General features: G+C 44.9%; 12 protein-coding genes. 2 read left to right on the forward strand and 10 right to left on the reverse strand.

Going from position 1 to position 14,520, the window contains the following annotated elements; genetic code table 11:
• Window positions 1-61 precede the first annotated feature (61 nt).
• From BCT49_RS17860 to BCT49_RS17900, 9 genes are all read right to left on the reverse strand, one after another.
• Window positions 62-478, reverse strand: coding sequence for a hypothetical protein (locus BCT49_RS17860; RefSeq protein WP_102437111.1), 417 nt, complete (start codon window positions 476-478; stop codon window positions 62-64).
• Window positions 462-1,535 (reverse strand): formate dehydrogenase subunit gamma, encoded by a 1,074-nt coding sequence (locus tag BCT49_RS17865; protein WP_102437113.1) that lies wholly within the window; start codon window positions 1,533-1,535, stop codon window positions 462-464. Before BCT49_RS17865 ends, BCT49_RS17860 begins: the two co-directional genes overlap by 17 nt.
• A gap of 13 nt (window positions 1,536-1,548) precedes the next feature.
• Window positions 1,549-2,157: a formate dehydrogenase FDH3 subunit beta gene (fdh3B, locus tag BCT49_RS17870; protein ID WP_102437115.1), complete on the reverse strand. Its 609-nt coding sequence runs from the start codon at window positions 2,155-2,157 to the stop codon at window positions 1,549-1,551.
• 11 nt (window positions 2,158-2,168) lie between these two features.
• Entirely contained in the window at window positions 2,169-5,024 is a 2,856-nt protein-coding gene (locus tag BCT49_RS17875; protein WP_102437117.1) for a formate dehydrogenase subunit alpha, read from the reverse strand.
• A 10-nt stretch (window positions 5,025-5,034) separates the two neighbouring features.
• Window positions 5,035-5,235, reverse strand: coding sequence for a twin-arginine translocation signal domain-containing protein (locus tag BCT49_RS17880; RefSeq protein ID WP_029225905.1), 201 nt, complete (start codon window positions 5,233-5,235; stop codon window positions 5,035-5,037).
• A gap of 76 nt (window positions 5,236-5,311) precedes the next feature.
• Window positions 5,312-5,968, reverse strand: a complete 657-nt coding sequence (locus tag BCT49_RS17885; RefSeq protein ID WP_102437119.1) for a TorD/DmsD family molecular chaperone — start codon at window positions 5,966-5,968, stop codon at window positions 5,312-5,314.
• A 9-nt stretch (window positions 5,969-5,977) separates the two neighbouring features.
• Complete coding sequence (locus BCT49_RS17890) at window positions 5,978-7,639, reverse strand: 4Fe-4S dicluster domain-containing protein (RefSeq protein WP_102437121.1); 1,662 nt, start codon at window positions 7,637-7,639, stop codon at window positions 5,978-5,980.
• A gap of 301 nt (window positions 7,640-7,940) precedes the next feature.
• Complete coding sequence (locus BCT49_RS17895; protein WP_102437123.1) at window positions 7,941-8,630, reverse strand: DUF3306 domain-containing protein; 690 nt, start codon at window positions 8,628-8,630, stop codon at window positions 7,941-7,943.
• The gene (locus tag BCT49_RS17900; protein ID WP_102437125.1) at window positions 8,620-9,084 is read right to left on the reverse strand and encodes a DUF3305 domain-containing protein; all 465 of its coding nucleotides are present in this window, start codon (window positions 9,082-9,084) and stop codon (window positions 8,620-8,622) included. Before BCT49_RS17900 ends, BCT49_RS17895 begins: the two co-directional genes overlap by 11 nt.
• Before the next feature lie 355 nt (window positions 9,085-9,439).
• Between BCT49_RS17900 and fdhD the strand changes: the two genes are divergently transcribed.
• Window positions 9,440-10,279, forward strand: a complete 840-nt coding sequence (fdhD, locus tag BCT49_RS17905; protein ID WP_102437127.1) for a formate dehydrogenase accessory sulfurtransferase FdhD — start codon at window positions 9,440-9,442, stop codon at window positions 10,277-10,279.
• A 443-nt stretch (window positions 10,280-10,722) separates the two neighbouring features.
• Complete coding sequence (locus BCT49_RS17910) at window positions 10,723-12,612, forward strand: methyl-accepting chemotaxis protein (protein ID WP_102437129.1); 1,890 nt, start codon at window positions 10,723-10,725, stop codon at window positions 12,610-12,612.
• 213 nt (window positions 12,613-12,825) lie between these two features.
• Here the strand turns inward: BCT49_RS17910 and BCT49_RS17915 are convergent, their stop codons facing one another.
• Entirely contained in the window at window positions 12,826-14,409 is a 1,584-nt protein-coding gene (locus BCT49_RS17915) for an ABC-F family ATPase (RefSeq protein WP_017107090.1), read from the reverse strand.
• Between the last annotated feature and the right edge of the window lie 111 nt (window positions 14,410-14,520).

Raw genomic sequence — 14,520 nt, forward strand, 5'->3', positions numbered from 1 at the left:
CAAAAAGCCCAGTGAAATGAATCACTGGGCTTTCTTTAGGTATGTCGTTAACGTGTTAGCGTTACAGGTTTGGTCCTGTTGAAGGATTTTGCGGTAAGTTTTGACTTAAACGCTGCATGCCTTGATACATACGGATAAACCAAACCACAATCGCAACACCCCCGAACAGCATGCCCACGTATGGGATGTAGTAAGCGATGTCATCGATAATATGGTTTTGATACCAGTAATCGTTCACACCGATTAACACGCCATTAGAGGTCGCTACCGTTACGATAAGCACGACAAAGAACGTTAAGTTCAAGAAGAACGAGCGAATCAAGCCATAGTAATGCGTATCCACTACTTCACCGTCTTCACCTTTATCTAAACGATAACCCGCGTAGACAATCGCAATCACGCCAGAGATTAGACAAGTAAATGGTGTGAAGCAGCTTAGGATGTAAGCAACCCAAATACCTTTATGAGGTTTGTTCATTCTTATTCACCCCTTCCGTTTTCTCTGTTGCTGCGTTTGCGCTTGGTTCAACGCCGTTTTTCTCTTGTTCCATCACTTCTTTGTACCAAAGATCATGGTGCTCTTTTGCCCAAGTTTCGTCGACTTCACCGGTTACCATGCCTTCTAGTGCGCCTTCCATACCGAACAAGCCGATGTAGATGTGGAACACGAAACCACAGATAAGGATCAGAGCCGCCAGCATATGAACAAGGTTTGAAAGCTCCATATCACGTCGAGTTTGACCAAAGATTGGGAAGTCCAATACCAAGCCACTAAACGCAACCACAGTACCTACCACAATCAGAAGCCAGAACAGCGCTTTTTCACCCGCGTTCGAGAATTCTGCTGATGGATGAGAACCTTTATGCTTGCCAACCATACCACCCAGTTTCATGAACCACTGGAGATCGACCATCTTGAAGATCGACTTGCGCCACCACTTGATAAGAACAGCCATCAACAGCACATAGAAAATCGGGCCAATGTAATTGTGGTATTGCTTAGCCAGTAGAACAATAAAGCCCCATAGATCCGTTGGGATGTATGGTTTCAAGAAGTGTTTACCGTAAACCAACATCAAACCACTGAATGCCAGTGATAAAAAGGTAAACGCCATGCTCCAGTGCAACGCACGATCGAGTCGAGACCAACGTTTGATCTTACGTCCCGTTCTTGGTGCGCTTAGCATTAGCGGGCCAATCACAACGTACATTAAGGTAACGAAAGCAATACTGCCGAAGATAGCAACTGCGCCGGCTGGCGACATCCACTTCTCTTTCAATATGTACCACGTTTGCCCGGGCGTACTGATCAACACACCGTGCTCAGCCGATTGAGAGGTGGTGTAACCTTCCTCACCGTTTCTTACTTGTCGCCAAAAATCAGCGCCAGCAAGTTGTGTTATTTCTCTTTCAGCAGAGCTCGATTGAGTTTGTGATGAGTTCGTCTCAGATGCATGACTCAAAGGAGACAGCATTGTTAGTGCTGCCAACATTGGCAGCACAACAAGGAAGAGACGCTTAAACATTGTAAGCATATGTCTCTCCTAACTAGCTCTTCATCGCATCGTAAGAAAGGTCGTTGCCGTCTGTCCAGCCAGCACCTTTCGCACCGCGTTCTACAACACGCTGACGGAAGATATCAGAGACTTGCTCAGCATCACCTGCAAGCAGCGCTTTTGTCGAACAAAGCGAAGCACACATTGGCAGCTTGCCTTCAGCAATACGGTTCGCACCGTACTTCTGACGCTCTTCCACAGAACCCTGCTCTGTTTCTGGGCCGCCAGCACAGAAGGTACATTTGTCCATCTTACCGCGCTCACCAAATGCTTCCTGTTTAGGGAATTGAGGTGCGCCAAACGGACAAGCAAACAAGCAGTAACCACAACCGATACATAGATCTTTATTGTGAAGTACGATGCCATCTTCTGTATGTTCAAAACAGTCTGCTGGGCAAACTGCCATACAAGGCGCATCAGTACAGTGCATACATGCTACTGAGATAGAGTTTTCACCCGGTTCACCGTCGTTCAGTGTTACAACGCGGCGACGTTGAATACCCCATTCCAGAGCATCATCATTTTCGTTCTTACATGCAGTGACACAACCGTTACATTCGATACAACGTTTGGTGTCACAAAGAAATTTCATTCTAGCCATTTTAAGACTCCTTACGCTTTACGAATATTACAAAGGGTTACTTTCGTTTCCTGCATCAACGTGACAGGGTCGTAACCATATGTGGTTGCTGTATTGGCTGCTTCACCAATAACGTAAGGATCCGTGCCTTCAGGGTACTTAGAACGTAAATCTTCGCCTTCGAACTTACCACCGAAGTGGAACGGCAAGAACGCTAAGCCCGGTTTAACACGACGAGTCACCATCGCTTTCACCTTGATACGGCCTTTCTCAGCACCTTCAACCCAAACATCATCGCCATCTTTGAAGCCAATGTCGTTTGCGTCTTTCGGGTTCACTTCAACAAACATCTCTTGTTGAAGTTCTGCTAGCCATGGGTTTGAACGCGTTTCTTCACCACCCCCTTCGTACTCAACCAGTCGACCAGAAGTCAGAATGATTGGGTATTCATCAGACTTGTCTTGGTCTTGAATTGACTTGTACAACGTAGGAACACGGAAAATCGCTTCTTTGTCATCCCAAGTTGGGTAATCAGCAACAAGATCACGACGTGGCGTGTAAAGTGGTTCACGGTGTAGAGGTACGCGGTCTGGGAATGTCCAAACAATCGCACGCGCTTTCGCATTACCAAACGGGATGCAACCATGCTTGATAGCCACGCGTTGGATGCCACCAGAAACGTCAGTCTTCCAGTTTTTGCCTTCCGCTGAAGCTTTCTCTTCTGCGGTTAGATCGTCCCACCAACCCAGTTGCTTCAGAAGTTTGTCACTGAATTCTGGGTAACCGTCTTTGATTTCGCTGCCTTTCGAGTAGCTGTCTTCAGCCAAGATACTTTGACCTTCGAACTCCACACCGAAACGAGTACGGAAGTTACCGCCGCCCTCTGCTACCGGTTTAGACGTATCGTAAAGGATGTGCGTACCTGGGTGTTTCATTTCTGGGTTGCCCCAACATGGCCACGGAAGACCGTAAGTCTCACCATTCGCTGGGCCGCCTTCTGCAGCAAGCGTTGTTTTGTGGAATGTGTGCCAGTTCTGTTGGTGTTCTTTCAAACGCTCAGGGCTTTGACCTGTGTAACCGATCGTCCACATACCCTTGTTGAATTCACGAGTAATGTCTTCGATAAGAGGCTCGTTGTTTTCAACGCGAATGTTTTTGAACAGCTGATCAGAGAAACCAAGCTTCTTAGAAAGAAGGTACATGATTTCATGGTCAGGTTTAGATTCGAACAAAGGCTCAACGACTTTGTCACGCCACTGTAGAGAACGGTTTGATGCCGTTACACTGCCGTAGGTTTCAAATTGCGTTGTTGCAGGAAGCAGGTAAACGCCGTCAGTACGATCGTTCATTACTGCAGCTACTGTTGGATATGGGTCAACGATAACCATCATATCCAGCTTTTGCATCGCTTTCTTCATCTCAGGACCACGAGTCTGAGAGTTCACCGCGTGACCCCAGTAGAACATGGCACGGATGTTTTCACGTTGACGGATGTTGTCTTTGTTTTCAAGCACACCATCAACCCAACGAGATACAGGAATACCTGCACTGTTCATTGGTTTTTGACCGCCGTATGCGTTGTCGTCAAAGCGTCCTTTGATCCAGTCAAAGTCAACTTCCCAGACTTTAGACCAGTGACGCCAAGAGCCTTCAGACAAGCCGTAGTAACCTGGAAGTGTGTCAGACAGTACGCCAAGGTCAGTTGCGCCTTGTACGTTATCGTGTCCACGGAAAATGTTTGCACCGCCGCCTGATTTACCGATGTTACCTAGCGCAAGCTCAAGTACACAATAAGCACGTGTGTTGTTGTTACCAGTAGTATGTTGAGTACCACCCATACACCAAACAATACAACCCGGGCGGTTTTCAGAAAGTAGTTTCGCAGTTTGGTAAACGTCTTCTTCACTTACACCAGTTACACGCTCAACTTCTGCTGGGTTCCATTTCGCTACTTCTTCACGGATTTCTTCCATGCCGAATACACGTTGACGAATGAACTCTTTGTCTTCCCATTGGTTTCCAAATACATGCCATAAGATGCCCCAAATGAAGGCAACATCTGAACCTGGACGCAATGATACGTAGTGATCCGATTTCGCAGCAGTACGCGTACGACGAGGATCTGCAACAACGATCTTACAGTTGTTCTTCTCTTTTGCGATTAGGATGTGTTGCATCGCAACCGGGTGAGCTTCTGCAGGGTTTGAACCAATGAATAGCATCGACTTACAGTTGTGCATGTCATTGAACGAGTTTGTCATCGCACCGTAACCCCAAGTGTTCGCAACACCGGCTACTGTGGTTGAGTGACAAATACGCGCTTGGTGGTCAACGTTGTTCGTGCCCCAAAGCGACGCCATCTTACGGAATGCGTAAGCTTGCTCGTTACTGTGTTTCGCACTACCTAAGAAGTAAACCGAATCAGGGCCAGATTCTTTACGAAGTTCTAGCGCCTTGTTACCGATTTCTTCAATCGCTTGTTCCCAAGAAAGCTTCTTCCACTTACCGCCTTCCAATTTCATTGGGTACTTAAGACGACGTTCACCGTGGCCATGCTCACGCAGTGCAGCACCTTTTGCACAGTGTCCACCAGCGTTGAATGGGTGATCGAATGCAGGTTCTTGACCTGTCCATACGCCATTTTGAACTTCAGCGTAGATACCACAACCCACAGAACAGTGAGAACAGATAGTACGTTTCACTTCTGTTTTCGCTTCTAGATCGACTGATTTAGCCTGTGCTTTCTTCATCATGCCCGGTGCGAATAGACTTGCGCCTACAACCGCGCCACCAGCAGCAAGTGAAGTGTTTTTCATGAAGGCGCGACGAGACACACCTAGCTGATTGGTTTCTTTGCTCACACTATCGGAGCGTTTGACAAGTTTCATCCGTTATCTCCTAAAGTGTGTCGTAGTAATCGCGAATATGTTGCGTTTCGCGATAGCCCGTCTTCTTCACGTCTTTTTCTGGCATTTCAACAGTTTCTGAAGCGGTTGCCACTTTGGTTGTTCCAGCGACAACGGCACCAGCAACGGCTGCAGTCGTTAAACCTTTGAGTAAGTCTCTACGGCTTGTATCTATTTCTTTATTATCTTTCATCATTGCTTCCTTACCTTGCGGTAGATCTTTTTGGAGGCTTCATGCCCCTCTATCGATATAATCGCGTACTGCTCGATTACTCGTAATCAGTGACGTTTTTCACATCAATCTTTAATTTGTGTTTACTGCTTTTTGTATTCACGCTGAAACGAACTTGTTCCAACGTTAAGAATGCTTCACATAGCTGAGCTGCAGATTTGTAGAAGTTGGCACTCTCTGCTGCTTCAAGTTGACGCGTAAAAGAGTTAAACCAAGGCCCGATATGTTTATTGAAAACGGCTTGTTGCAGCGCGTCTTCTTCATCGGTTAGCATCGCCATAACTTCACAAAGCGCCGCGATATGATCTTCAGGTTCTTTAACTTGCTCATCACGCTCAATGCCAAGCAATTCAAGATCGTGACGGATCTCAGCTAATGGTTTTTCCATCATTGATCCTGTTCTGTGCCAAGATCCAAATGGAACAATCTCCCCACGGCCAATGCCAATGAAAAGATTCTGATATTCATCTTCTAGTGCTTCGCGATTTGATTCGGTCGCTGCTTGTTGAATCGCCACCCAAGCCTTCTGCATCGCACTTTCTGATGCTTCAATGTCTAGTGTCTTTAGAAAATCAATCACCTCTTCAGAAGGTGCGCTACGAAACAATGCAGAAAGAACCAGATAGATTTCAGTTCTTAGTGTTTGTTCCTGTTCTTGTTCTAGCTCTTGTGCTTGATCTAAATGAGTATCCAAGGCCAACTCCTAGTATTTCAATTGTTTCAATGGGTCTTGAGCCATTGAATCGAACATGTCCACCACACGGCAGTCTTCACACATAGCAATACGATTAATCGCTGTCTCATCTGAGAAATGAGAGTGACCGCGTAACTTGTTCTGTAACATGTCAATCATAGACTGTGGTGCGAATGGCTTATGACAACGTAAACATTCCGCGGCTTTCTCTTCATGAATCACAACCGCTTGTTGACGTTCTTCTTTCACCCAATTCATACGAGGAGTCAGAGTGAGAACATTCTCAGGACATGCCTTTTCACACAGACCACATTGAATACAGTCTTGTTCGACAAACTTAAGAGATGGAGACGCGCCGTCGGTATGCAGAGCACGTGTTGGGCACACAGCGACACAACTCATACACAAAGTACAATCTTTGCTTTCACACGAAACCGTGCCGTATGGCGCATTCGAAGGAAGCTCAACAATGTTTTCAACTGGAATACGAGACGAAGACATCGCATCAAGTGCTGTGAACAAACGTTGACGCTTATTGCCTTGAAGATCACCAAGCGCAAGGTCGAATGAATCAACACATAGTGTCGGAGGACCTTCGCGAAGCGATTCTAGATAAAGGATATCGATGGCTTCTTTTGGTATACCAATTTGGTCAAGTAGCTCTTGAGCAATCCCGACTTCGTTATTCAGAACACGAATGATGGTTTCTGGCATAAAGCGAGAAGCTGCAAACAGAACTTGAGTCGCGCCGTTAACCAAAGCTGCAAACCACGTATCGATGCCAATAGAAGGCAGTTCTTCTACCACAATCGGAATCACGTTATCAGGCAGTGCTTTAAGCGCCATCACATTGTAGGTTTCATGACGTGAGCTACAGATAAGTACGATAGGATCCAGACCGCCAGCTTGCTCATAGTTAGCTAGCGTACGTTCAATGAACTTTTGAGTATCGTCAGGATTTGGAAGCGCATAGGTAATCGCTTCTGTAGGACAGCTTGTTGCACAAGTTCCCACGCCTTGACATAGATAAGGATTAATCTCGATCTTGTGACCCGTTTTGTCTGAGCCTTCACTCGACAGTGCGCCAGCAGGACAAGCGTCAACACAACGCTCACAGCCTTTAACGCCACGTGAACTGTGCGCGCAAAGATCTGTGTCTAAACGGAAGAACTTAGGCTTATCAAAGGTACCCATTAACGTTGGAATCTCTTCTAACGCTTCAGCCAGCTTTGGATAACCGCGCCCTACTGGGTAATAACCAGGAACAGGCACTTCTTCTGTCATGCAACTATTCAGGCAAAGATCTAAAACCACATCGAAACAATCGTGATTAATGGCCACTTTCGCTAGGTTGCTCGATGTGCCTTTACTCTCAATCAGAACTTCAAACGTGCCAAGGAAACCGGATACTTGAACCGAGTTCGCGAAGTACAGTTCTGGGTTTGTGCCCTTTTCGCCATCTGTTGACAATAAAGTTAGGCTTGTTAGCTGAGGTAATTGCGCAGCCGCACTCTCAATGATCTTTGTTGGACCAATGATGAGTGTGTTTCCCCCGCTCTCATAACTGACTGTCGGTGGAATTAGGTTTGTTAATTCAACTGTATTTTCAAATGCATACAGTCTTGCTTTAGCGTTATTTGAAGTTGCTTGTTCTAATAATTGTTTAAGCATTGCTCAGTTCCATCTTTGGACATGGATAATCTGTTCAACCTTCATTGTAGTTAGCGTTAGAGAACTTGCTGAGTAATCGGTTAACAACTAGCTGTTTCGCTAGCTATTCATTATCCAGTCAACCTTACCCAAGCTATCTACAAAAAAGTCGATAATGAATGATATTTAGCAAATGCCATGCCAATTTAATAATTCATTATTTTCAATGAATTAGCATGATTTGTAGTTTGTTTGGGATATGAAAAAGCCGCTTGGGACATTTTGTCGCAAGCGGCTCATTGAGTGTTTAGTCAAAATGTACCTATTCTTTGTGTGGTATATTTTGTCCCACCTCTTTTAGGTCATCTTCGATAGTCTCAGTATCATTATTGCTAGGTACTGTGTTTTTATACAGCTCTTTTTCTTCCCCGGCAATTTCGTCACTTTCGCTAAGTTCTGATTCGGTCTTTTCCGCTTCATTAATAGAGTTATCAACCTCATCAATCACAGCTTCTTCTTCATTATCAGCAGCTTGTTCAGTCTCGCTTGGTGCTTCCTCTTCTGTCTTGTCTTTTACCCAATCACGCAATGTTTCTGCGACGCCTTCAGAAAGAGACTTCAAATTACTGTAATCGTCGTCATAATCGTCTAAACCATCACGGACGTTAAACTCTTCTGAGAGGAATAATTTACGCAATGCGGCCTTTTTTACGCTTTCAGAGGCTTCTGACACCAATAATTGAGCAACAGACAAGTCTTCAGTCGTTTCTGATGCCGTATCTTGGGAGTCAACAGCATGAACTTCTTCATCGCTTTCTAAAGCGTCACCTTCTAAAGGCTGAGGCGCTTCTGCTACAGTTGCAGATGAAAGATCAGTAGATGTAACCTCAGAAGATGAAGAATCGGAGGAAGTAAGTTCGGTTGCTTCCAGTGTTTTCTCTGCTTCAAAAGGTTCGTCAGTGGATTCATCAAGCTTTCGTTGAGACCAACGGCTAAAAAAGTTAGTTGCCATTAGATCTACCCGCACCTTTGCGTTTCTTACGTCTTGCTTCTAGTAGCTCGCCATGGCGGCCAATAAAGGCTTCCATCCAAGCCTGTACGGGCAAAGGAATGTCGTAAGACAACACTTGGTTGTCTCCATCCATATACTGCCCTGCGACCGACTGAGAAGCTGTCAGCAATTGAATGACGGGCTTAATACCTGAATCAACGTTATCCATCACTAAGAACAGCTTTGGTTGTTGAGAGCTTAAATTGAAACGGTAGTCAGTACGCTCGTCTTTGTGTAACTGAAGTAAACAAACGTCTGGGGCGTCATCTTCTGGTGACAGTTCAAATCCCGTCAGTTCCCATTGCGTAGTGACCCAAATACCTGTTTTGATCTCTTTCTCTATTCTTTTGACACCTATTGGCCAAGCTGCTTCTGTTTTTTCATATTGTTCTTTGAATTCTTTTATCTCAGACATACTTCACCCAATTGATTTTCTTTGGTCTGAATGTGCTTAGGACATTTTGTACTTCGCTCAATCATATAAGCGCTATAAAGCAATAAACACGCCAATACACATTAACTTTCACCCTCTTACATGATGGCTTTCGTTATTGAGTCGTCCTATAACGTTAGTCGATACACGTAAATTCAGACAATTACACACGGTGAACTCTCATATTTTGCGCTATTTTAATCGAATGCTTCATGTTTTCCTGAATACCCGTTATTTTGGAATGAGATTTGCTTTAAGCATGGGCTAAAGAATCGATTAACAAGAGCGGCGTTAGACCGTCTTGTTACAACCCTATCTCATTAAGTAGGAAGTGATTGTGGTAAAACCAAACATAATAAAAACCAGCGAAAACCCACTTCAGACAATCGAAGTTGAAGTGTTTGACGAATATGGTGAGAAGCTAACCAAACAGATCGCTTGTGAACGTCCTCTTACCGTTATGTTGAACTGGAAAGAGATCGTAACCCTGATGACTCTCGGCTCACGCCCCGAATCTTTAGTCTTGGGTTATTTGAAGAATCAAAGCTTCCTTTCCGACCCTGAAGCGGTTGAATCTATCATAATCGATTGGGAAACCAGCTCTGCAGCGGTTATCACCAAAGAAGATACCAGCCAACTTGAGCAAGCGCTTAAGAAGAAGACGGTGACGTCTGGCTGTGGTCAGGGCACCATGTTTGGTAACGTGATGAAGCAGTTGGAAGATTACCAAGTGCCGCAGACCAAGATTAAGCAATCTGAAATCTACACGGCTTTAGAAGCGCTGACTCATTACAACGACACGTACAAGAAAGCGGGCGCGGTACATGGTTGCGCAGTTTGCAAAGACGACAAGGTTCTTTCGTTTGTGGAAGATGTAGGTCGACATAACGCGGTTGATACTTTGGCCGGTGAGATGTGGCTTAACAAAGAAGATGGTGCCGATAAGATCTTTTACACCACAGGTCGTCTAACCTCTGAAATGGTCATCAAAGTGGCGCAAATGGGCATCCCTGTTCTGCTATCACGTTCTGGCGTAACGCAAATGGGCTTAGACTTGGCTCAGCAATTTGGTATCACGACCATTGCTCGCGCTAAAGGCCTACGTTTCCAAGTGTTCACTGGCGCAGAGAAGATTGAATTCGATGTAAAAGGTGAACAGGCTTCGTCTGAAAGCTAGATTCAAAAGCCCAGTTGATACCTTAGTTCAGTCGAATAATAGAACACCGAGCTAGCACAAAAAAGAAACGATGCCGTTCATCAGCACTGATGAGCGGCATTTTTGTATTCGTTTAAAGCTCACTTCAAGATACGAATATTAAGCTTCCCAATAATTAAGTGACCCAATGACTTAGTTACGCCGCTATTTAATTGCGTAACCGTTTAACCGTTTAACGAAGAAGCCTAGGGTTTTTCTATCAAGTTTTGCTATCAAAGGTACTCACAGATGATACTCACTGTTTTACATTTGCAGATAAACAACGTTTCCTTCGACCTTAGTTGTATACGAATCTTGCTTTAACAACCTTATAAGCTATTAGTTATATATTCATCATTTTAATGAATCTATTAATTATAAAACAAAGATGAATATCAACGTCACCGGCTTAAAGGGAATTAACCATGAGTAATCCATCGGTACCTCAGCGTCATTCGCTGTCTCTTTCAATACGCAGCAAATTCATTCTAATCAACCTGACCTTGTTTGTTTCAGTCTTCATCTATGCCATCTACGAGCAGTTCAGCTTAGACAAACTAGAATCGCTGGAACGAGCTGCCACTGAAAATTTAAGGAGCTCGGTTGACCTACTCACCCTGAGGCGACACGAAAAAGATTTCTTAGCTCGTAATGACCAAAAATACGCAGAGCGTTTCGACAAAACCGCTGATACCTTGAATCAACGACTGGTGACTTTGAACCAAACCTTAACCTCACACGAGCTTCACCTGTCCGACCAAATGACGCGGATTTCGGACACTCTTCATCAGTATCAAAAGCAGTTTCACCAAATCGTCGAACAAGTGAATAACATTGAACGTACGACCGCGCCCTTAGGCTTTGTCGCTGCGTTAGATGGAAAACGAACCGCTTTAAAATCAGCGATCGAATCTGAATCGAGTTTGGCGTTAGAGCTTGCGCTATTGGAGTTGATTGAAAAAGACTTCCACTATCTCGCTCATATCAATGACCAAACACACATGGCGTTAGCTAATGCTCTTAAAGAGTTTGAACCCTACTCCCAAACGTCCATTGCGACAGAGCAAGCCTATTCGGACTACAAGGCTGCGGTTGAAACGCTTCTGCTGGCTAACGCCAATTTAGGCTTATCGGCAGAACTCGGTCTTAGAGGCGCCTTACGTAGCAACGTCCACCAAACAGAACAAGCCATTGAAGCGGTACAAACCGAGATAAGCCAAGCTATCACAGCGGCGAGCACACATACCAAAAACACACTACATCTATTTGGTGCGGCTATCGTAGCGCTGCTCTCTTTGTTGTTGGTGTTTATTGGGCGCAACATACTGGCGCGAATCAAAGCGATAAACGTGATGATGGAATCAATTGCGAATGGAGATGGCGATTTAACTGTGCGCATGAACGCCAAAGGCAACGATGAACTTGCTCAGTTGGCGCACTCCTTCGATACCTTCATCAATAAACTGCATGGCAATATTAAAGAGCTGTCTGGCGTGATGACGGTGTTGACCGATAGTTCGTGTAGCTCTGAAGAAGCGGCAATCAAAAGTATGAGTAATGCTGAAAAGCAGAAGCAACAATCTGAATCAGTAGCGACGGCAGTTAATGAGCTGGTGATGACCAGTAATGAAGTGACGGCGAACATAGAAAATGCAGCGATGAACGCTGAGAAGATCAAAGACAACGCACATCAGGCATTACAAGAAACTCACGCAACCAATGACAGCATTAATGTGTTGGCAGAGAACATTGCAGAATCTCAAAAGCTAATTGTTCAACTCGAAGATCAGAGTCGTGAAATCAACCAAGTCGTTACTACGATTCAAGGCATTGCTGAGCAAACTAACCTACTCGCGCTAAATGCAGCGATAGAAGCTGCGCGTGCTGGTGATCATGGACGTGGGTTTGCAGTCGTGGCCTCTGAAGTGAGAGAGCTTTCGCTAATGACCAACAATTCAACCCATCAAATTGAATCAACCATTCATGGCCTGACGTCGGGAATAGCAAAAACGGTCGCTAAGATGTCGGTAAGCTTAGAGCAAACGGGGTTAGTTAAACACCAAACCAAAGACGTGGTGAATGCGATTGAGGGAATACACTTTCAAGTCGGAGAAATGTTCGACTTAAACAGCCAGATTGCCACGGCGTCTGAAGAGCAATCCATGGTATCAGCAGAGATTGATCGCAACATCACTGATATCGCGCACCTAGCGAGTGATACTCATACTGTTGTGTCAGGGTCTGTTCGTTGCAGCGAGCAAGTATCGAATGTGAGTGTGAAGCTTGAGAAAATAGTGGCGCAGTTTAAGTATTGATTAACAACAAGTACTTGAGACTAACCGCTCGAATTTTTTGATACAAAGAGACTTGTTTAAAAGACCGAGTGTGTAAAAGACCGAGTGTGTAAAAGACCGAGATAAACAAAAGGCCTCTATCTTAACGAATAAGATAGAGGCCTTTTTAATCAAGGATACGTACTAACGTTGTATTACGTATTCATGTTTAATGCGTACCATGCTTAATGCGTACTAAGCGCGTGCTTTCAAGAACTCAGCGTAAGTACCGCGGAAGTCGTTGATCTTGCCGTCTTTGATTTCAAGAACACGAGTCGCTAGAGAGTCTACGAATACGCGGTCATGAGATACGAAGAACAATGTGCCTTTGTAGTTCTCAAGAGCCAAGTTAAGCGCTTCGATAGATTCCATATCCATGTGGTTCGTTGGTTCATCCATTAGAAGGATGTTTGGCTTGTGCATCATGATCTTGCCAAGAAGCATACGACCTTGCTCACCACCAGAGATAACCTTTACAGATTTCTTGATGTCGTCTTGACCAAACAGCATACGACCTAGGAAGCCACGAACAACTTGCTCGTCTTCGCCTTCTTGACGCCATTGGCTCATCCAATCAAACAGGTTCATGTCTTTTTCGAAATCATGTGCGTGATCTTGAGCGTAGTAACCGATGTTTGAGTTTTCAGACCACTTGTACTCACCTTCGCGCGCTTCTAGAGCACCCGCTAGCGTGTTAAGAAGCGTTGTTTTACCTACGCCATTCTCACCGATGATAGCAACACGCTCACCAACTTCGAAAATCGCATCGAACTTGTTGTATAGGTCTTCTTCAAAGCCTTGAGCTAGGTTTTCAACCACAAGTGCGTTTCGGAATAGTTCTTTAGACTGTTCGAAACGGATGAATGGGTTTTGACGGCTAGACGCTTTAACTTCGTCCAGTTGAATCTTGTCGATCTGTTTAGCACGAGACGTTGCTTGTTTCGCTTTAGATGCGTTAGCAGAGAAACGAGAAACGAACGTCTGAAGTTCAGCAATTTGTGCTTTCTTCTTCGCGTTATCAGATAGTAGACGTTCACGAGCTTGTGTCGCTGCTGTCATGTACTCATCGTAGTTACCAGGGAACAGGCGAAGTGCGCCGTAATCAAGGTCAGCCATGTGTGTACAAACTGAGTTTAGGAAGTGACGGTCATGCGAAATGATGATCATTGTGCAGTTACGTTGGTTAAGCGTATCTTCCAACCACTTGATGGTGTCCATATCCAGGTTGTTCGTTGGTTCGTCAAGAAGCATGATATGCGGGTCAGCAAACAGTACTTGAGACAATAGAACACGAAGTTTCCAACCTGGTGCTACTTCGCTCATTAGACCGAAGTGCAGTGATTCTTCAATACCTACAGCAAGAAGAAGCTCACCCGCTTTCGCTTCTGCCATGTAACCGTCCATTTCAGCGAACTGAACTTCAAGATCAGCCACTTTCATGCCGTCTTCTTCGCTCATTTCAGGCAAAGAGTAAATGCGGTCACGCTCTTGCTTAATAGCCCAAAGCTCTTTGTGACCCATGATAACCGTGTCGATTACCGTGAATTCTTCGTAAGCAAATTGGTCTTGGTTTAGTTTAGCTACGCGCTCGTTTGGATCGTAGCTTACGTTACCAGCACTTGGTTCAAGTTCACCTGATAGGATCTTCATGAACGTCGATTTACCACAGCCATTCGCGCCGATTAAACCGTAACGGTTACCTTCGCCGAACTTAACTGAAATATTTTCGAAAAGTGGCTTAGCGCCGAATTGTTGAGTGATATTTGCTGTGGAGATCAATGCCTTTACCTTTTTAATGTGAAAAACGCCGCAACGGTACTTCTTCGGGGCTTTAACTTCAAGTATTGATTGCAATTACAGGCCATTAAGTGAGTGATAACCTAGCCAAAT

Source organism: Vibrio lentus (genome assembly GCF_002875945.1).
GTDB lineage: Bacteria > Pseudomonadota > Gammaproteobacteria > Enterobacterales > Vibrionaceae > Vibrio > Vibrio apostichopi.

Excerpts from the sequence above, each read along its gene's own strand:
- BCT49_RS17860 (WP_102437111.1), bottom strand. The coding sequence starts at position 478 with ATGAACAAACCTCATAAAGGTATTTGGGTTGCTTACATCCTAAGCTGC.
- BCT49_RS17865 (WP_102437113.1), bottom strand. The coding sequence starts at position 1,535 with ATGCTTACAATGTTTAAGCGTCTCTTCCTTGTTGTGCTGCCAATGTTG.
- fdh3B (WP_102437115.1), bottom strand. The coding sequence starts at position 2,157 with ATGGCTAGAATGAAATTTCTTTGTGACACCAAACGTTGTATCGAATGT.
- BCT49_RS17875 (WP_102437117.1), bottom strand. The coding sequence starts at position 5,024 with ATGAAACTTGTCAAACGCTCCGATAGTGTGAGCAAAGAAACCAATCAG.
- BCT49_RS17880 (WP_029225905.1), bottom strand. The coding sequence starts at position 5,235 with ATGAAAGATAATAAAGAAATAGATACAAGCCGTAGAGACTTACTCAAA.
- BCT49_RS17890 (WP_102437121.1), bottom strand. The coding sequence starts at position 7,639 with ATGCTTAAACAATTATTAGAACAAGCAACTTCAAATAACGCTAAAGCA.
- BCT49_RS17895 (WP_102437123.1), bottom strand. The coding sequence starts at position 8,630 with ATGGCAACTAACTTTTTTAGCCGTTGGTCTCAACGAAAGCTTGATGAA.
- BCT49_RS17900 (WP_102437125.1), bottom strand. The coding sequence starts at position 9,084 with ATGTCTGAGATAAAAGAATTCAAAGAACAATATGAAAAAACAGAAGCA.
- BCT49_RS17910 (WP_102437129.1), top strand. The coding sequence starts at position 10,723 with ATGAGTAATCCATCGGTACCTCAGCGTCATTCGCTGTCTCTTTCAATA.